The sequence below is a fragment of the Chryseobacterium sp. Marseille-Q8038 genome, from assembly GCF_965111995.1.
Map to the genome: position 1 here is coordinate 1,795,896 of NZ_CBCOPN010000002.1, position 18,887 is coordinate 1,814,782.

Annotated in this window: 15 protein-coding genes; 8 read left to right on the forward strand and 7 right to left on the reverse strand. The window is 38.0% G+C overall.

The features are described 5' to 3' along the window. The first annotated feature begins 171 nt into the window (after positions 1 to 171). The 3 genes from ACWPWS_RS22165 (at position 172) to ACWPWS_RS22175 (ending at position 5,716) form a co-directional block, all read left to right on the forward strand. Positions 172 to 1,707 carry a YifB family Mg chelatase-like AAA ATPase gene (locus ACWPWS_RS22165; protein ID WP_454047944.1) on the forward strand — a complete coding sequence of 512 codons (1,536 nt, stop codon included), beginning with the start codon at positions 172 to 174 and terminating at the stop codon, positions 1,705 to 1,707. Positions 1,708 to 2,157: 450 nt separating this feature from the next. Continuing rightward, entirely contained in the window at positions 2,158 to 5,265 is a 3,108-nt protein-coding gene (locus ACWPWS_RS22170) for an amino acid adenylation domain-containing protein (RefSeq protein ID WP_454047945.1), read from the forward strand. A 160-nt stretch (positions 5,266 to 5,425) separates the two neighbouring features. Beyond that, positions 5,426 to 5,716, forward strand: coding sequence for a hypothetical protein (locus ACWPWS_RS22175; RefSeq protein ID WP_454047946.1), 291 nt, complete (start codon positions 5,426 to 5,428; stop codon positions 5,714 to 5,716). 67 nt (positions 5,717 to 5,783) lie between these two features. Here ACWPWS_RS22175 and ACWPWS_RS22180 read toward each other — a convergent pair whose 3' ends face one another. From ACWPWS_RS22180 to ACWPWS_RS22190, 3 genes are all read right to left on the reverse strand, one after another. Next, positions 5,784 to 7,007: a spondin domain-containing protein gene (locus tag ACWPWS_RS22180; RefSeq protein ID WP_454047947.1), complete on the reverse strand. Its 1,224-nt coding sequence runs from the start codon at positions 7,005 to 7,007 to the stop codon at positions 5,784 to 5,786. Between the two features lie 107 nt (positions 7,008 to 7,114). Next, positions 7,115 to 7,591: a DUF1905 domain-containing protein gene (locus ACWPWS_RS22185; protein ID WP_454047948.1), complete on the reverse strand. Its 477-nt coding sequence runs from the start codon at positions 7,589 to 7,591 to the stop codon at positions 7,115 to 7,117. A gap of 77 nt (positions 7,592 to 7,668) precedes the next feature. Beyond that, positions 7,669 to 9,876 carry a S46 family peptidase gene (locus ACWPWS_RS22190; protein ID WP_454047949.1) on the reverse strand — a complete coding sequence of 736 codons (2,208 nt, stop codon included), beginning with the start codon at positions 9,874 to 9,876 and terminating at the stop codon, positions 7,669 to 7,671. An 86-nt stretch (positions 9,877 to 9,962) separates the two neighbouring features. On the opposite strand from ACWPWS_RS22190, the gene ACWPWS_RS22195 reads away from it, so the two are divergent. Further along, a complete protein-coding gene (locus ACWPWS_RS22195) occupies positions 9,963 to 10,397 on the forward strand; it encodes an META domain-containing protein (RefSeq protein WP_454047950.1) in 435 nt (144 codons plus the stop codon). 106 nt (positions 10,398 to 10,503) lie between these two features. Here the strand turns inward: ACWPWS_RS22195 and ACWPWS_RS22200 are convergent, their stop codons facing one another. From ACWPWS_RS22200 to ACWPWS_RS22215, 4 genes are all read right to left on the reverse strand, one after another. Beyond that, on the reverse strand, positions 10,504 to 10,923 hold the full coding sequence (locus ACWPWS_RS22200) for a hypothetical protein (protein ID WP_454047951.1): 420 nt from the start codon (positions 10,921 to 10,923) through the stop codon (positions 10,504 to 10,506). A gap of 6 nt (positions 10,924 to 10,929) precedes the next feature. Continuing rightward, positions 10,930 to 13,452, reverse strand: coding sequence for a beta strand repeat-containing protein (locus ACWPWS_RS22205; protein ID WP_454047952.1), 2,523 nt, complete (start codon positions 13,450 to 13,452; stop codon positions 10,930 to 10,932). Positions 13,453 to 13,458: 6 nt separating this feature from the next. Next, the gene (locus ACWPWS_RS22210; protein WP_209786402.1) at positions 13,459 to 13,932 is read right to left on the reverse strand and encodes a T9SS type A sorting domain-containing protein; all 474 of its coding nucleotides are present in this window, start codon (positions 13,930 to 13,932) and stop codon (positions 13,459 to 13,461) included. 148 nt (positions 13,933 to 14,080) lie between these two features. Next, entirely contained in the window at positions 14,081 to 14,788 is a 708-nt protein-coding gene (locus ACWPWS_RS22215) for a LytR/AlgR family response regulator transcription factor (protein ID WP_454047953.1), read from the reverse strand. A 193-nt stretch (positions 14,789 to 14,981) separates the two neighbouring features. Here ACWPWS_RS22215 and hflX point away from each other — a divergent pair, with 193 nt between their 5' ends. From hflX to ACWPWS_RS22235, 4 genes are read left to right on the forward strand one after another with little or no spacing between them, the layout of a single operon-like run. Next, a complete protein-coding gene (hflX, locus tag ACWPWS_RS22220; protein ID WP_454047954.1) occupies positions 14,982 to 16,208 on the forward strand; it encodes a GTPase HflX in 1,227 nt (408 codons plus the stop codon). Continuing rightward, positions 16,208 to 16,843, forward strand: coding sequence for a DUF4919 domain-containing protein (locus tag ACWPWS_RS22225; RefSeq protein ID WP_454047955.1), 636 nt, complete (start codon positions 16,208 to 16,210; stop codon positions 16,841 to 16,843). Before hflX ends, ACWPWS_RS22225 begins: the two co-directional genes overlap by 1 nt. Before the next feature lie 21 nt (positions 16,844 to 16,864). Beyond that, positions 16,865 to 18,151 carry a cation:proton antiporter gene (locus tag ACWPWS_RS22230; protein WP_309511787.1) on the forward strand — a complete coding sequence of 429 codons (1,287 nt, stop codon included), beginning with the start codon at positions 16,865 to 16,867 and terminating at the stop codon, positions 18,149 to 18,151. A gap of 8 nt (positions 18,152 to 18,159) precedes the next feature. Further along, positions 18,160 to 18,876 (forward strand): DNA alkylation repair protein, encoded by a 717-nt coding sequence (locus tag ACWPWS_RS22235; RefSeq protein WP_454047956.1) that lies wholly within the window; start codon positions 18,160 to 18,162, stop codon positions 18,874 to 18,876. The last annotated feature ends 11 nt before the right edge of the window (positions 18,877 to 18,887 follow it).

Below are 18,887 nucleotides of genomic sequence, written 5' to 3' on the forward strand. Positions count from 1 at the left end.
TAGGATGTATGCTATCTGAGCCACATGAAAATCTTAATAGTTTTGAAGCATCTATCTCAATGCTTTTTTATTGATATCTTTTTAGATATGCTTATTTACATAGAAAATCATTAATGTAACTTGCAGATTTTCAAAATACTATATTGTTTATTTTTACTTCAAAAACACACCATGCTGATCAAAATTTATGGAAGTGCCATTCATGGAGTGGCCGCACAGACCATTACTATTGAAGTAAATGTAGATACCGGAGGAGTAGGATACCATCTTGTAGGTCTCCCGGATAATGCGATTAAAGAAAGCAGCTACAGAATCTCTGCAGCACTGAAAAATGTAGGATTTAAAATTCCCGGAAAGAAAATTACCATTAATATGGCTCCTGCCGATCTCAGAAAAGAAGGTTCAGCATATGATCTGAGTATAGCGATCGGGATTTTAGCTGCTTCAGATCAGATTTTGGCGGAGGAAATTGAGAATTATATTATTATGGGCGAGCTTTCTCTCGATGGAAGCCTGCAGCCTATCAAAGGCGTTTTACCTATTGCTATTCAGGCAAGAGAAGAGGGCTTTCAAGGAATTATTCTCCCTAAACAAAATGCCAGAGAAGCTGCTATTGTCAGTGACCTTGAAGTATATGGGCTAGAAAATATCAGAGAAGTTATTGATTTCTTTAATGAAGGAAAACCACTTGAAAAAATGACATTGGATACCAGAAAAGAGTTTCATGAGAAGATCAACAATTTTCCTTTTGATTTCTCCGAGGTTAAAGGTCAGGAAACCGCCAAAAGAGCAATGGAAGTTGCAGCAGCAGGCGGTCATAATATCATTTTGATCGGTCCGCCCGGAAGTGGAAAAACGATGCTGGCCAAAAGAGTTCCCAGTATTTTACCTCCTCTGACATTGAAAGAAGCGCTGGAAACAACGAAAATTCATTCTGTAGCCGGGAAAATAGGAACTGAAGCATCATTGATGACTGTTCGTCCCTTCAGATCTCCGCATCATACGATTTCAGATGTTGCCCTGGTAGGTGGTGGAAGTTATCCGCAGCCAGGGGAGATTTCCCTTGCTCATAACGGCGTATTATTTCTGGATGAAATGCCTGAATTTAAAAGAACCGTTCTGGAAGTAATGAGACAGCCTTTGGAAGATCGTGAAGTAACTATTTCAAGAGCCCGGTTTACGGTAAACTATCCGGCAAGTTTTATGCTGGTGGCCTCTATGAATCCCAGTCCAAGCGGTTTTTTCCCTGATGATCCTAATAATACGTCATCTGTTTATGAAATGCAGCGGTATATGAATAAACTTTCAGGGCCGCTTCTGGATAGGATTGATATCCATATTGAAGTTCAGAAGGTAGAATTTGAACAGCTTTCTGAAAAAAGAAAAGGGGAAAAGAGTAGTGATATCCGGGAACGTGTGCTGAAAGCAAGAGATATCCAGAATAATCGGTATCAGCATCTTACAATCAGCAGTAATGCCCAGATAGGGCCAAAGGAAATTGAGGCATTTTGTGAATTGGATGAAACCTCTTTCGGTCTTATCAAATTAGCAATGGAGAAACTCAATCTTTCGGCAAGAGCATATGACAGAATTCTGAAAGTAGCCAGAACAATCGCTGACCTTGAAGAATCTGAAAATATTCTGTCTCATCATATTTCTGAAGCCATACAATACAGAAGCCTGGATCGTGAATTCTGGAATGGTTGATTTTTCATTATTGGATTGATTTTTAAATAAATACAAATGGTATTTTCATAAGTTTAATTCTATTCTTTACGATAAACATAGTAATTATGTAACGCATAGGTTGAAATATTATGTTAAGTTTGATTACCAAATTATTAATAATATTATATTATGAAAATCAAATTTTTAAATTCGGAATAAAATATTCACCTGGATTTCTGAAGAATATCTGCCATATATTCTTTCTTCTTTTTGATTCCAATAAATAACGTTTGCGGTTCTTCTCAATGAGTGAACCGCTTAAGACTTTATGTCATTCCGTTTTTTAAACTCTTATGAAACACATTTAGTAAATAAACTGTGGTTATGCCTTATACCCTGTTGTTCCCTTGTTTCATAAAGTCTGAAATCAACTTTAAATAGATTCAAATCCAATAATTACAAATTTTTAAACCAAATCAAATTATTATTATGTCAAACACAATTCCCTCATTAGAAGCCTTATCAATAGGTTCAGCTGTATTACTGTCATCTGAAGACAGAGAAAAATTGTTAAATGGATTCAATAAAACCGGCTGGGATTATCAACACGAAGAAACATTGGAATCTCTTTTCCGGAAACAGGCAATTCTGCATCCCGATAAAACGGCAGCAGTTTATCAGGATCAGGAAATTACCTATAGAGATTTGGATCAGAGAAGTAATCAGGTTGCCGGATTTCTATTAGGGCAGGGTATCAAAGAAGGAAAATATGTTCCTGTCTGGCTCGATCGTTCTTTAGAATGGCTTGTTGCAGTTCTTGGGATTATTAAGACGGGAGCGGCATATGTTCCAATAGACCCTGCTTATCCTGTGAAGAGAGTAGAGTATATTCTTTCAGATACCGCTGCTGATATTATCATTACCAATCAAATTCTCGGAGACCTTTTATCAGAAACAGAAAAGACAAAAGTATTTGATCTGAGTAATATCGGGAATCTTGATGATTTATCTTCAGAATATCCTGGAATTACTATTCATCAGAACAGTTTAGCATACACAATTTATACTTCAGGTTCCACCGGAAAACCCAAAGGAGTGATGGTGAGCCATCAGGCTATACAACATCTGGTAACATGGCATAACCATCATTTTCATGTGGATCACCATTCAAGGCTGACTCTTGTTGCAGGATTGGCTTTTGATATCTCCGTATGGGAAACCTGGTCGGCACTTACTGCCGGAGGTTCTGTTTTTATTGCAGATAACGAAGACAGAACAGATGCTCATGCATTGGTAGATTATTACAGAAGAAATCAGATTACACACGGTTTTGTGCCCTCTGTTTTAGCACCTTCTGTAGTTAATTACTCCAGGAATTATAACGATTTGAAACTGAAATATCTCTTTACAGGAGGTGAAAAACTCAAACCCGTACTTACTTCTGAATTAAGCTACGAATTGGTGGACTATTATGGCCCCACGGAATGTACTGTATTTGCTACATTCAAAAAAGTGAAAGACACCAACGGAAAGTATGTTTCCTCTATAGGAAGGCCCATCGCCAATGCAAAAGCCTACATTTTAAGTGACAATATGGAATTGCTGCCGGTGGGAGCTGTAGGAGAATTATGCATTGGGGGAAGTCTTTTAGCCAATGGATATCTTAATAATAAAGAACTTACAAATACTAAATTCATTACCAATCCCTTCAATGAAAAAGAAAAGCTTTATCGTACCGGAGACTTAGCCAAATGGAACCCGGATGGTGATATAGAATTCTTGGGAAGAATTGATAATCAGGTGAAAATTCGTGGATTCAGGATTGAACTTGGAGAAATAGAACGTTCATTAATCCAGCAGGAAAATAATAAAGAAGCAGTGGTCATTGGTAAAGAGACGGAAGGAAGTACCCAATATCTGATTGCTTTTATTGTATTAAAATCTGATGCGATAAAGGATGTTTCTTTAATCCGAAATGCATTGAAAGAAGAGCTTCCGGGCTATATGATTCCTGCACAGATTATTTTTGTAGATTCAATTCCATTAACAGCAAACGGTAAAACAGATACCCAGGCATTAAAAGATCTGGCTGATAAAGAAGCCAAAGAATTGATTTCATTCGAACCTCCTACCAATGAAACAGAAAGAATTATTGTAGAGGTCTGGTCTTCTGCATTGGAACGCCCCGTTATTAATATTACAGATAATTTTTTTGATATTGGAGGAAACTCACTGCTGGTAGCAACTGTTGCTGTAGCGTTACAAAGAAAACTTGATATAAAGATGTATTTACGGGATATTTATCAGTATCCGGTATTGCAGCAGTTATCAGAAGTTCTCATTGCCAGATCCCGGGAAACACGGGAAGCAATTCCTGTGGAAGATGTAGAACCTTATGTTGAATTACAGAAAGATGTTTATCTGGCTCCCGGAACTGTTTTTGCAGGCGGATTTGATCCTAAGCAGGTGGAAAATCCAACGGCCCTATTTTTAACGGGTGTTACAGGATTTGTGGGAATTCATCTGTTGCAGGAACTTCTGGATACTACCCATGCAGATATTTATTGCCTCGTAAGAGCTCAGGACGAATTTTCTGCAATGGAAAAAATTGACAGATGTTTTAAACAATACCGCATTCCTCAAAAAATAGAACAGAAATCGAGAATTATTCCTGTAATCGGAGATCTGGCTTTGCCGTCTTTAGGATTATCAGAAGAAACATTCACAAAACTGGCAAAACAAACCGATGTGATTTATCACTCCGGAAGCTCAGTAAACTTCATTGAACCTTATTCCTACATGAAAGCTCCGAATGTTGAAGGATTAAGGGAAATCATAAAATTGGCAGGAGCTGAGAGAACAAAATGTCTTGCCTTGTTATCCACCATTTCTGTGTACAGCTGGGGACATGTATTTACCGGAAAAAAAGTAATGCTTGAATCCGATGATATTGAACAAAACCTGATGTCTGTAAGCAAAGATATTGGCTATGTAAGAAGTAAATGGGTCATGGAAGCTGTTGCCGATTTAGCTGCAAAAGAGGGGTTGCCATTGATTACTTATCGCCTGGGATACGCAATGTGCCACAGTGAAACAGGAGCAAGTGCTTCTTATCAGTGGTGGTCCGGATTGGTGAAAAACTGCATAGAATTCAAGTCTTATCCTGCATTGACTGAGCTTAGAGAAGGTCTTATCACAGTAGATTACATGACAAGAGCCATGACTCATATCACAAAAAATAAAGAGGCGATAGGCAAAAAATTCAATCTGATTGCCCGTCCGGAAACCAATCTTACGCTGGAGGATTTCTTTGGATTGATGAAGAAATATTATCCTTTCCCACTCAAAGATCTGCCTTATAAAGAATGGCGAAAACAGTGGGAAAATGACAGTAAAAACCGTTTGTATCCATTAACAAGTCTTTTCAGAGATAATATGCATGAAGGCTTATCTACTGTAGAACTTTACCAGAACACTTACGTATGGGACTGCACCAATGTTATTCAGTATCTGGAAGGTTCAGGCATTCAGGAACCGGTATTTGATAAAAAAATATTGGATTCCTATTTACAATATCTGGGAATTCCGGTTGAATAGTATTTTAATAATTGAAAAAGCCCAGGCAGAATATGTTTGGGCTTTTAGTTTTTAGCGAGCAAATACGTCAAGTTTTGTCGTAGTGGAGAATGACATTTGTATCAGGGCAATGAGAAAGTATTGCTCAGCTTTTAATTAACCGAAAACCAAAGAAAAATAAATGAATAACATTATTGTATTGTCTAAAGATTTTGCAGCCAATGAAAGTGCAGTGGTAGATCTTAGATCCGGGGGATTTACAAGCTCATTGAAAGCTCTTACATTTCACAATAAAACAGGACAGTCTGCAAAATTTCTTTGGCAGGGAGATACAATCTATAACAAAGAAAAAGCCGGATATTTTAAGGAAATAAACAATGATCTGGGGGTGAAGGTAAGCCAATATGAAGGTTTTATAACGGTTACCAATGGAGGAGGAGAACAATATTTAGAAGGGCAGCTAAAGCTATAATCAGGCATAGGTATCTATAAAGAAAAAAGATCAGACAATAAGGTCTGATCTTTTATTTATCTGAGGATTAATTGATTGTTACCTTAATCACATTCTGAACAGCAGGAACAGGATACTGGGTTCCCACTTTGGAAATGATCTTATTTTCACTTTGTGGAGTTCCGCCAAATAATGCCTGATGATTTCCAGCTCCGGGATATTGATCAATACCTGTTCCGGAATCATATAATGAGGTTTTTGAACTAATGTCTCCCTTACTATTGGCATCAATGCTTTGTTCATTAGCATAGAACCAGTCGTTGGAAAAACCAAACATCGTAACATAGGCAATTTTATCACCCGGTTCAGCATTAAAGTTTGTGGCTACCTTACTTCCCGGTGCTACAGGTGCATTTCCGGCAATATATACCCCTTTCACATTGGATAAAGATTTCAAACTGTTTTGAAGTTTGGCTACATTTCCAAACTGGGCAATATCTTTCAGTCCCATTCCGCTATCTGTTTTACCCAATTCATACAATGGATTTTTATCACCACGGTAAACAACTACCAAAGCAGGAGAAAGCCCTGTCATAATTCCGGTATTGGCATTCAGTTTGGTCATCATTTTACTGATGTTTCCCATTTGAGCAATATCTGTAATTTCAGGATTTGATAGCGCATTCGGTGTAAAGAATGGTGCACTGTTCAGCAGCTGAGAACCATTGTAGTTGGATACTGCCCATACTCCGGGAGAAAAAGGAGTTTCGTTGGCAGTTCCGCCAGAAGTATTGGTAATAGTGAGAGTAAATTCCGAAGTTACATCATTATAAGCCAGATTCAGTTTCATAAGCTGTGAAGCATTTACATTAGAAACCTGCATGATGGGCTTACTTTCAACCTGTCCCGTAGCATCATCTTTCGTTCCGTTGTCCCATAGTCGTACGCTTGAAGAAACATCTCCCGTAATCGCATTCCCATTGGTGTCAAACAGTTTGATTCCAGGTTGTTGAGAGGCAAAAAACCAGTCTTTTGAAAGTCCATACATCGTTGTGAACATCAAGGCCTGTGTTTTTCCTGCACTGAATGTAACGGAAACAGATTGTCCCGGCAAAATAATAGGAGTTCCTGTTCCCTGAAAACTTCCGCTTTCTACAAAATCTTTAGGGGTTACTACATTTTCAAAGGTAATTGTTCTTTGAAAAGACATGTCCATCATCATGTCATCATTTGAATCTTTGCATGAAGAAAGGGTAAATGCGGCTAGAGTTGCTGCCGCTAAAACAGATGTTCTGAAAATAAATTTGTTCATAAAAGTAAATTTTTATAGTTATCATTGATATCTGTAACTATAGTCGGCTACTTTTTGAGATCCTGACAAAAAATATTTTCTTAATTCATTTTTTTTCAAAAAGACGATTATACTCCCTTTTTCCCATCCAGAATCATCTGAATCATTTTTATTTTTCTGTTTTCTCTTGTTTCCGGTTTCTTGGCTTCTTCAATCCAGCGGATGTATTCCTTTTTGTGAGTGTAACTCATTTTGTCAAACAGACCTTTTGCATCCGGATTTTCATTAAAAACAGAGGCTATGTCATCGGCAATTTCAACCACTCTTTCTTCTTTATCCTCAATAAGAGAAACAGAAACCTCATCACCGAAAGTTTTATCAAGCTGTTTTCTGACTTCTTGGGTAAGTCCTAAAATATGACAATCCGATTTCATTTTAGCCAGGCTTCCACGGTATTCGATTTTATTATCAAATAAGGCTTTAATTTTTACCTGTCCTTTTTTATTAAACAATTCCTCCGTAGAAAATGGAAATTCTACAAATGCAGCATTCATTTCTCCGTTTTGCTGAATAATGGCTGTAAATTCAATTTTTTTAGGGATCATGATGACGTGTTTTAAGAGTCAAAAATAAAAAAACCGTGAAAGTAAATTCACGGTTTCAAAAAATATATCAAAAAATATTATTTTTTCTTGATTTTCTTAGGTGTTGCAGTAGTACCTGAGTTTTTAGTTTTTGTATCAGCTGGAGTATTTTCACCTCTTACAAGCTTTAATTCATCAACTAATCTTCTAGCACCTGCAAACTTATCGATTGTCCAAAGAACAAAACGAACGTCTACGTTAATTGTTTTCTGCCATTCCTGTTCGAATACAATATCACCGCTTAATGCTTCACTGTTACCGTCGAAAGCAATACCGATAAGGTTTCCGTCTCCATCAATTACCGGAGAACCAGAGTTACCTCCTGTAATATCGTTGTTAGAAAGGAAGTTTACAGGCATATATCCTGCAGCATCAGCATACTGCCCGAAATCTTTAAGGTTGTAAAGATCAATCACTCTTTGAGGAAGATCGAATTCTTCATCACCTTTCTTGTATTTTCCAACAAGACCTGTCATATCTGTATAGTAGTTATCAGTAATACCAAAATAGTTTCTGTCATTTCTGATAGGTAATTTATCTACTGTACCGTAAGTTAATCTCATGGTAGAGTTAGCATCCGGATAGAATTTTTTCTCAGGCATAGCCTTCATTAGACCTGCTAAGAACATACGGTTCTTTTTTGCAAAATTATCGTCTACATTAACATATCTTTCGTTGCTCATTTTTTGATCAGCAACAATTCCGTTAGCAGCTTTCCAAAGTGGATCAGCATCAAGCTTCAATGCATCCGGGTTCAATAAGAAGTTCGTTGCAGAAGTTTTGTTAGCGAAGATTGAAGAATAAGCAAGGTTAGAAATTGTTTTAGCATCTAATCCTAGAATAGTAGCAGAAGCAATTTCTTTATTCGTAACTCTCATCTGGTATAGGTTTACCATAGAAGAAAGCATTTCTCCTTCTAGAGAAGGGTTGAAGTTTTCATAAGCAGCCTTGATAGCAGCTTCAGTTTTAGCTTTCATTGCTAATCTTCCCTGCATATCCTGGGCAGCGTAAGCCTTAAGAACAGAACCTACCTGTAAGGCAAGAGAGATATATTTTGCATTTCTTGAGAATTGTGAAGCATAGTTTCTTTCAACATTTCTCTCAGAAACCTGCTTATAATACATTCCAATATCTTCTAGAATACCATCATAAGCCTCATTTCCAGACGTCATAGACCATTTTCTGAAGATGTCTTCAGTTTTTTGCTTGTCAGCAATTGTTCCGTTTTTCTCTACTGCATCAATAGTTCCCTGTCTGTTTTTCCAGTAGTTAGCTACTGAAGCATATTGAGAAGCATAGTTAAGCTGAGTTGCTTTATCCTTGTCCATGTACTTTTTCATTACATCCATAGCAAGTTTAGAAGCTTCAACCCAAGCCGGGTAATCTTTAGTTACCATTTGCTGAATTCCGTAAGAAGTCAGGTAACGGTTTGTTCTTCCAGGGTATCCTAAGATCATTGAGAAATCACCAGGCTTAATTCCTTTAAGAGAAACCGGAAGGAAGTGCTTAGGTTTTAAAGGAGTATTGCTTGGAGAATATTCAGCAGGGTTTCCTGCAGCATCAGCATACACTCTGAAAACAGTAAAGTCTGCAGTGTGTCTTGGCCATTCCCAGTTATCTGTATCTCCTCCGAATTTTCCTAATGATGAAGGTGGAGCACCTACTAATCTGATATCTTTATAATCCTGATATACGAAATAGTAGAATTCGTTTCCGTTGAAGAAATCTCTTACTACGACAGTATATTTCCCGTTTTCAGAGTTTTCTGTCTGGATTGCTTTAGTTTCAGCATCAATAACAGCTTTTCTCTCTGCTCCGGTCATATTGTTGTTTAGCTTAGAATTGATTCTCTGCGTAGCATCATCCATTCTCACTAAAAATCTTACATAAAGATCCTTTGCATTGAATTCGTCTTTCTGTTTCATTGCCCAGAATCCGTTCTTCAAATAATCTTTTTCTGGTGTAGAAGCAGCAGCAACAGCCCCGTAACCACAGTGGTGGTTGGTAAATATAAGTCCTTTATCAGAAACAATTTCACCTGTACAGAATCCACCGAAACTTACGATAGCATCTTTTAAACTTGAATTGTTTACTGAATAAATTTCTTCAGGCGTAAGATGTAGACCCTCTTTTTGCATATCAACACCGTTAAGTCTTTTGATGAGCATTAGCAGCCACATCCCCTCATCCGCCCTCATCTGAGCAAAGCCCAGTAAGAAAGTGAATAGTAGAAATAGTCTTTTCATTTTATAAAATAATTTTTGTGTCGCTAATTTACTAATTTTTACGAGATTCTGTCCCGGAATGGTATGAAAATGGGATGATAATCCGCATGAAAAAAATACTATTATCACTTTTTGCCGTTTTACTTTTAGGAGTTGTTTTGAATTGTTCCACAGTACCGGCTAAAAATCCTTCCCTTCAAAGGCAGTGGATGCTGATTTCACTGGATGGTTTTTCAAAAGACCAGCTGATAGCTCATCAAGCAGAAATGAATCTGACATCCAATATGGTGAAGGGTAAAATTCAGGGGAGTGCTTACATGGGATGTAACCGGATTTCTTTTGTATCAGAATTTAAAAAAGAAGGAAAAGTAAAGATTTCAAATGGAATCAGTACGATGAAAGCATGTCAGGATATGAATCTTGAAACCTCTTTTCAGAAGAAAATAGAAACCATGACTCATTATTCTATCGAGGGACATTTTCTTACGTTATCCGATGATCAGGGGAATTCAATGAAATTTGTAGCTGCTGACTGGGATTAATAATGGCCTATTACGATATAAAAAGTCCGCATTGCAGCGGACTTCTTTGTTTGAAAAATCTAGTTTGGTTATCAGCTTTTTTGCGGTTATTAGCTTTTGAGAGTCATTAGTTTTTTGGAATCGTTTTTTTTATTTCTTCCAGGGTTGCTGTGTTAGGCAGCCCGGTAACTGTCATTTTTGTGTTCCTAGAATTTATAGTATTGTGATATGCCTGTCTGTTGGGGATTGTTTTTTTAATGTATTCAAGACTTGCTGTATTGGGGAGAAGCTTTCCTGAATTGTCTGCAGCTGCTTTGGGTTTGGAATCCTGTTTTTTTACTTCAAGACCATGATCAGAGACCATACCGGAGTTTACCGTTTTATTTTCGTCTCTTTCTTTTGCTTCCTGCATGAGTTTTGTCTGTTGTTCTTTTGCCTGTTTTACAACCAATGTCTGGTCTTCCTCTACCGGAGCAACTTTTTTATTTTCCTGAGCATAAATAATAGTGCTTAAAAATAATAATGGGATAATATATGCTATTTTCATGACGGTTTATTTTATGTTGACTAATACTTGAATTTTTCCAATCTCTTTTTGGTCATAATCCTGAAGCGCTTTTCCGATTACCTGTCCAATTTTTACCATTTTGATATTGGCTTTCATTGCAACACCAGGTTTGGATGAAGTAACCAGCAGGTCACCTCTTTTTATTTTTCCATTCTCAAGGCATACTTTGGTAGGGATTACCCCAATGACTCCCATTGGAGCTTTATCGGAAATATCAGTGTCAATATGCTCTTCTGTAAGCAGTACGCCCGGTTTAGTGGCATATACACCTGCAACAAGAGTGGAATAGGGAGTTGAAGATTTTTCAACAGTTCTGTCTGCTTTCGTTGAGATGACAAGAATATCACCAGGCTCATATTCAGAAATATGTCCATTGACATCAAATGCCTCAGCAACGTCAGCACCGCTGCTTTGAGTTCCTCCATTAAAGAATCCACGTCCGGTATTGTCAATACGAGCCACATTTACAGCACTAGGATTTCCGGATCTGAATACAGCAATAGAACCGGCACTTCGGGTTTCTGCTGTAAGAGGAGGATTGGTATTGGAGGTGTTATAATTAACGAACCTTGCGGCGCGGCCTGTTCCAAAATTAGGAATCCATGCATAAATAGCACTTCCTGTGCCGTCTGCTGTGGTTTCTACACCATCTCCAGTGTTGGATGCATTAGCGGTTATACCGTTACCATTTCCATCTGCAATAGCAATCAATGCAGGGCCGTTTCCGGCAGGATTACTGGCATGAAATAGACCTGCATATCCTCCTGTACCGGAAGAAATTCCATAAATCCCAGCAGTACCGAAGTTGGCAAACTGTGAATTTACTTCTCCTCTCACTGCGGCTGAAGTTCCTGTGGTTCGGTCTACTTTAAAATTCCCTGCAATACCATTACCCACAGTGGTTACTGTTATAACATCACTGGTATTATTCTCATTGAAGATGTTAAACCTTCCGGCTCTTCCGGTAGCAAAAGTAGGAACCCATGCATAGAGAGCGTTTCCAGCGCCATCAATGTTGGTTTCAATTCCGTTTCCGTCTTTACCTGCATTGGCGGTGATTGCGTTTCCGTTACCATCAGTCAGGGCAATCAATGAAGCTCCGTTTCCTGAAGGGTTTGAGGCATAAAATAAACCTGCACGTCCTCCCGTTCCGGAAGAAATTCCAAAAATTGCGGCGGCACCAAAGTTTCCGAAAATGGTATTTACTTCTCCTCTTACTGCAGCACCAACGCTATTGGTATTGTCAACAAGAAAAGAGGCTGCATTTCCCTGGGTATTGTCCGGAATATTTCCATTTCCATTCGTTTCTACCTCAAAAGTATTCCCTGTAGTATTTGTTTGGTTAAAATTTTCAAATCTTCCGGCACGACCTGTACTGTTATTTAAGCCCACCTGTCCGTAAACACCGATACCGGTTCCGGATGTATTGGTAGCTACAAAACCTCTCACCCCATATCCACCTCCGTCATTACGGCCTACTACTGCTCCGGCAATATCACTGGTTGTTCTACCCACTACCGCTTCACCGCCGCCGTTGTTGTCACCTACAACACCCGCAGATGTCTGTGCAGAAGTTATTCCTTGTACCCCAAATCCTGCTCCGGTAGAACTTCTTACTCCAGCTCCGTTTCCTGAGGTTGTAACATTTACAACGGTACCATTTCCTACGCTGGATGCATTAAGAGCAACATTATTATTCGCATTATTGAAGATTGAAATACTCGCAGGGATTCCGTTATTACTGGTAGCAGTAAGACCGGTTCCTGTATTACTGTTGGCATAAACCCCGGTGCCGTTAGCACTGGCATTACCATATACACCTAACCCATTTGGAGTAACACCGTATACTCCCCATCCACTTCCGGCCTGGCTTCCGTATACACCTACTCCAAGTCCTCCGGTTCCGTTATTAATACCACGAACCGCTGAAGAAAATCCTCCGGGGGCTACATTGGTAACAACCCCTCTTACTGCTGCAATATTAGAGGTTGTTGTATTATTATTACCCTCTAAAGATGTTCCATCACCGTCATTGGTTAATGAAAACAAAGTAGAGGCATTATTGACTGTATTTGTATAGGGAATTGCAAAACTTCCGCCTCCGCCACCTGCTGATTTGGCATACATGGCATAAGGAACACTTAGCAGCTGGCTTGTGCCTACTATGGTATAGCTTGTTCCTCCTGCAGGGTCAGTTTCTGTTTTTAAATAATAGCTTCCTGCAGGCCAGTCGATGGTGGCAAATGTTCCGGTGAGTACAGTTCCTGTTCCTATTTCAAGGCTGATAAGTCCGTTGGCATTGGTGTTTCCGGTGAGTCTTTCAGAATAGACTGCGGCTCCCGCAGGAGATCCCTGTAATATGCTTACTCTCACAGCAATTCCCTGATTGACTAGGAGTTGTCCGGAACCGTTTCTCATGACAGCTTGGTAACTCATTTTTTCCGGAGCCTGAGAAAGTCCCATAAAGAAACCGGTCAGGATCCAAAACAGTGATAATATTTTTTTCATGGCATTTTATTTTTTGATGATTTTAAATGTTTTAATATTTTCTCCGTTTTGAGTGATCCTGATGATATACATCGCTGAAGGAAGTGAGGAGAAATTAAGCTCAGATTTTGATTGTGAGATCTTATCTTTTTTTACCAGCTTACCTTGGGCATCGAATAATTGATACTCTGATCCTTTGAAATTATTTGAAGTAAAATCTAAATACAAATAATCTCTGAAAGGATTAGGGTAGAGCAAAATACCATTGAGTTCAGAAGAAGTTTCAAGGGAAGTAAGGGTGATAATTTCGTAAGGCTGTTGAACGCCTTCGAGAACTTGTCCTGTTCCTTTTTCCAGATAGGTGGTCTGACCTATGCTGTAAGAAACAAAACCATTAGCTGCTGATGCATCCAGTCCGGTTGCCAGAACTGCGGATTGAGCGTGCAGTATGGGGACGGAAAAGACAGACAGAATAATACAATAAATAGATATTCTTTCCATGGATAACAGTTTTGGTGATTAATAGATGTGTTTTTCTGGGGGAATTTGGGAAGACTAAATTACCACCTATCTCAATCAAATGACAGGAAAATAGACCAACGGCAGAAATAATCGACCAATGGCATTTTATGAATTATTATTGGCTTTTTTAAGGATTGAAAAAAGAAAGATTATCCTTGTAGGTTCGGCCGATAGGAAGCTTGATGTGATGAGCGAGCTCTATTTCATGACAGCTTTTTCCTCGGATAAGATGGCGCGGAACCGCGTAGCTTCTGTGTATTCTGACAAAAGAATCAAAAAAGTTTTTTTGCAGGAGGTTTCCCAGAGAGTTTAAAATACAGTGGTTTTTTTCAAGAGTGATAATTCTGGTATAGTCTTTCAGGGCTTCCAGATACAGAATATCTTTCATCTTAATCTGGAAAATATGACCTCCTTCTTTTATCTTGATGCAGTTTTCTCCTATCATGGCATCATAGCATTCACATTTTTCCTTGATTTCAAAAAAATTGAAGAGTCTTTCCATAGAATGATGAAAACGTTCTGCGGTAAGTGGTTTGGTAATGAAATCTAATGTGTTGATTTCAAAAACCCCCGCAGCCAGTTCAGGATGTGAACTTACGAAAATACATGCGGGTATTTTATGAGCCATCTTCCGAAATTCAATACCGCTGATGCCTTTTAAATTGGTTTCAGTAATCAGAAGATCAACAGGAAGGTCAAGATAGGGAACTGCCTTTTCTGCAGAATCAAAAGTGGCAACAATTTCAATGTTTTGATATTGTCTGATATAATGCTGAAGAACCAGCCTGTCCAGTTCATCATCATCAATAATCATACATCTGATATGCGTAATCATGATATTCCGGAGATTAGTTTTTAATTTAAATGTTTAAAAATCAGAATTTTATTACATAAAGTTATTGATTTTTTGTATATCATTCACCAGTAAACTTAAATTTATATTAAAATATGTTATTAAATAAAAATTGATTTTGTTTTTTTTCTGAAAAATATTAACTTGTAAAAATCATAAACATAGACAGAACTTAATGTTAGAAAAGAAAGAACATAACTATGAGAAAGCAGTCTTGGTGGGTGTTATTACTCAAAATCAGGACGAAGAAAAACTGACGGAGTATTTAGATGAACTGGAGTTTTTAGCTTTCACAGCGGGCGCAACCGTACAAAAGCGTTTTACCCAAAAATTAACTCAGCCTGATTCCAAAACCTTTATCGGAAGCGGAAAAGCCATTGAGATAAAAGAATATGTAAAAGAAAATGAGATCGGAACTGTAATTTTCGATGATGAGCTCTCTCCTTCACAGCTTAAAAACCTGGAAAGAGAGATGGAAGTTAAGATTTTGGACCGTACCAATCTTATCCTTGATATTTTTGCCCAAAGAGCACAAACTTCGTATGCAAGAACGCAGGTGGAATTGGCACAATATCAATATCTTTTACCACGATTGACAAGAATGTGGACTCACCTTGAGCGTCAGAAAGGGGGAATTGGGATGAGAGGTCCCGGTGAAACGGAAATTGAAACTGACCGTCGTATTATCCGTGACAGAATTACTTTGCTGAAAGAGAAACTGAAGACCATTGACAAGCAGATGGCAACTCAGCGTAACAACCGTGGAAAAGTGGTTCGTGCAGCTTTGGTAGGATATACCAACGTGGGGAAATCTACTTTAATGAATTCCATTTCGAAATCTGAAGTTTTTGCCGAAAATAAATTATTTGCAACCCTTGATACTACTGTAAGAAAAGTGGTGATTGGAAATTTACCGTTTCTGCTTACAGATACCGTAGGATTTATCAGAAAATTGCCGACTCAGCTGGTAGAATCATTTAAATCTACTTTGGATGAGGTTCGTGAAGCTGATCTTTTGATCCATGTGGTGGATATTTCTCATGAAAGCTTTGAAGATCACATAGAATCTGTAAATCATATTCTGATGGAAATTAATGCTCATCAGAAACCTATGATTATGGTTTTCAATAAGATTGATGGCTTCAGTTATGAGAAGAAAGATGAAGATGATCTTACACCTTCTACCCGTAAAAACGTCTCTCTGGAAGAATGGAAAAAGACATGGATGGCAAAATCTAAGTATCCGACAGTTTTCATTTCTGCACTCACGAAGGAAAACTTCCCGGAAATGAAAAAAATGATCTATGATGAGGTCATGAAGATTCACATTTCCAGATTTCCATACAACGATTTTCTTTTCGAATATTTCGATAACGACGAAGAAGAAGAAAGCAACAATTAATGAAATATCACTTTTTCCTTTTATTCATCATGTTTTCGGTTTTTGGGTTCAGCCAGAAATCAAAAATTGATTTAAAAGCTATTGAGAAAAGTCTCAGAACTTCAGATTCTCCCTACAATTATGAAAAGCTTATTTTCAAATATAAAGGATATCCAAAGTCTCTGGACAGTATAGAATCTCAGTATCTGTACTACGGAAGAAATTTCAGGAACGATAAAGTAAGTACATCAGAAGAAAGTTTTAAAAGTCTTGCAGAGTCCTTTAAAGAAAACAATTTTGCAGAGTGTATCAAACAGGGAAAAGCTTTATATGGTAAAGACCCTACCAACCTGGATATTCTGCTGATTCTTCTTAGGGCTTACGACTCTGTAAAGGATGGAAATAACTTTATACACCATCTGAACCAATTCCGCACCCTTACTGAAGGTATAAGAAGTTCGGGAGACGGAAAATCTGAGAAAACAGCTTATATCGTGAATTCTGTAGGGGATGAATACATTTTGCTCAATATTCTGAATATAGGACAGGATTATAAAAGGAGCTCAAAACCTGCTAAAGAAGGCATGTTTGATATCTGGGAAAAAGACGGGAAGCAGATTTATATCAAAATACTCTATTTGGAACTAACCAATTAATCTTAAAATAAAAAACACTTAGTGGAATTATATTATTCATTTTCAGCATTAATCGTATTAGCATCAATATTTGCCTATCTTAACTATAGGTTTTTAAAACTTCCAAGTACCATCGGAATTATGGTGATCGCCATTGTGGTTTCTATTTTTCTGGTAATGTTTGGAGAAACAGTTCTTCCGAGAACTTTCGGACATCTTCACAACCTGATGAATGGGATCGACTTTACGGAGGTTTTGATGGGCGCTATGCTTAATTTTCTACTCTTTGCAGGAGGAATTCATATTAATATTAATGATCTGAAAGAACAGTTCAGGCCTGTTGTTATATTTTCCACAGTAGGTGTTGTAATTTCTACTTTTGTTGTAGGATTTGGAATGTTTTATCTGCTTCCTTATGTAGGCGTTAAACTTCCTTTTATCTACTGTCTTGTTTTTGGAGCCCTGATTTCGCCTACTGATCCGGTAGCCGTTCTGAGTGTACTGAAGCAAGCGAATGTGTCAAAATCTCTGGAAACAAAAGTAGCCGGAGAATCTCTTTTTAATGACGGTATGGCGGTAGTGGTCTTTACAGTGATCTTACAGCTGGCGGTCGGAAAAGAAGTGGATCTGAGTGTGGAAACCATCGGATTGCTTTTGCTTAAAGAAGCAGGAGGCGGTCTATTGCTGGGAGTTCTGCTGGGTTGGGTTACTTCAAGACTGATGCGTGAAGTGGATGATTATATTATTTCCGTATTAGTAACACTTTCTGTTGTTATGGGAGGATATCTTATTGCCCGTCAAATGCATATTTCAGGGCCGTTGACTATGGTGGCGGCAGGGTTATTTATGGGGAATTTCAACAGAAGTTTCAAAATGAAATCTGTTACACAGGATTATCTGATCAAATTCTGGGAATTGATTGATGAAATTCTGAATGCTGTATTATTCCTGTTCATTGGATTTGAACTTTTGATGATTAAAGATCTTAGACATTTCATGATTCCAGGTCTGGCTGCTATTGTGGTTGTATTGTTTGCAAGATTTATTTCCATCTGGGGACCTACAAAATTTACTTCTCTGAGAAAAAGTTTCAGTCCGCAGACCGTGAAGGTTCTGGTTTGGGGAGGAATCCGGGGTGGGGTTTCCATTGCCTTAGCGATGTCTATTCCTAAAAGTGAATACAGCGAGATTATATTAAGTATTACCTACTGCGTTGTGGTTTTCTCAATCATTGTTCAGGGGCTTACCATTGCCAAAGTGGCCAACCCTAATAAGATTGCCAAAGAAGAGGAAGAGCAGGAAAGTATTGCTGTAGAAGAGAAAGCTTAAATTGTAATATGAGTATTGTTAAAGAAATACAGGAAGCACTTGCTGTTTTATCTATTCCTGAAAAAGCAGAGTTCTTTCCAAGATTTTTCAAAACAGGAAAAGGAGAATATGGTGAAGGAGATTTATTTCTGGGCGTAAAAGTTCCGGATCAGCGTTCTGTTGCCAAAGAATATTATTCAAAAATCAATTTAAAAGAACTCAGTGTATTACTTTCCTCAAAATACCATGAACATAGGCTAACCGCTCTTTTTATACTGATTTCAAAATTTGAAAAAACAAAAGATAAAGCGATAAAAGAAGAAGTGGTTACTTTTTATCTGAACCACCTTCCGTATGTGAATAACTGGGATCTGGTAGATTCTTCCTGTTATAAAATTCTGGGAAGATATACTTTTGAGAATCAGAAAGAAAGCCTTCTGAGAGAACTTTCAGAGTCTGACGAAATGTGGCATAAGAGAATTGCTGTGGTAGGAACAATGCATTATATTAAAAAAGGATCATTTGCTCTTACCAAGGAATTTGTCACCAGAAATCTGAAACATTCTCATGATCTGATGCATAAGGCAAATGGCTGGTTATTAAGGGAAATGGGTAATAAGAATGAAGGAGAACTCATCAGCTATTTGAATCAGCATTACAAAGAAATGCCGAGAACCTGCTTACGATATGCCATTGAAAAACTGGATGAAGATCTTCGCCAGGATTATCTGAAAGGACATGTTTAAAAAATAATATG

Excerpts from the sequence above, each read along its gene's own strand:
- ACWPWS_RS22165 (WP_454047944.1), top strand. The coding sequence starts at position 172 with ATGCTGATCAAAATTTATGGAAGTGCCATTCATGGAGTGGCCGCACAG.
- ACWPWS_RS22170 (WP_454047945.1), top strand. The coding sequence starts at position 2,158 with ATGTCAAACACAATTCCCTCATTAGAAGCCTTATCAATAGGTTCAGCT.
- ACWPWS_RS22175 (WP_454047946.1), top strand. The coding sequence starts at position 5,426 with ATGAATAACATTATTGTATTGTCTAAAGATTTTGCAGCCAATGAAAGT.
- ACWPWS_RS22180 (WP_454047947.1), bottom strand. The coding sequence starts at position 7,007 with ATGAACAAATTTATTTTCAGAACATCTGTTTTAGCGGCAGCAACTCTA.
- ACWPWS_RS22185 (WP_454047948.1), bottom strand. The coding sequence starts at position 7,591 with ATGATCCCTAAAAAAATTGAATTTACAGCCATTATTCAGCAAAACGGA.
- ACWPWS_RS22190 (WP_454047949.1), bottom strand. The coding sequence starts at position 9,876 with ATGAAAAGACTATTTCTACTATTCACTTTCTTACTGGGCTTTGCTCAG.
- ACWPWS_RS22195 (WP_454047950.1), top strand. The coding sequence starts at position 9,963 with ATGAAAAAAATACTATTATCACTTTTTGCCGTTTTACTTTTAGGAGTT.
- ACWPWS_RS22200 (WP_454047951.1), bottom strand. The coding sequence starts at position 10,923 with ATGAAAATAGCATATATTATCCCATTATTATTTTTAAGCACTATTATT.
- ACWPWS_RS22205 (WP_454047952.1), bottom strand. The coding sequence starts at position 13,452 with ATGAAAAAAATATTATCACTGTTTTGGATCCTGACCGGTTTCTTTATG.
- ACWPWS_RS22210 (WP_209786402.1), bottom strand. The coding sequence starts at position 13,932 with ATGGAAAGAATATCTATTTATTGTATTATTCTGTCTGTCTTTTCCGTC.
- ACWPWS_RS22215 (WP_454047953.1), bottom strand. The coding sequence starts at position 14,788 with ATGATTACGCATATCAGATGTATGATTATTGATGATGATGAACTGGAC.
- hflX (WP_454047954.1), top strand. The coding sequence starts at position 14,982 with ATGTTAGAAAAGAAAGAACATAACTATGAGAAAGCAGTCTTGGTGGGT.
- ACWPWS_RS22225 (WP_454047955.1), top strand. The coding sequence starts at position 16,208 with ATGAAATATCACTTTTTCCTTTTATTCATCATGTTTTCGGTTTTTGGG.
- ACWPWS_RS22235 (WP_454047956.1), top strand. The coding sequence starts at position 18,160 with ATGAGTATTGTTAAAGAAATACAGGAAGCACTTGCTGTTTTATCTATT.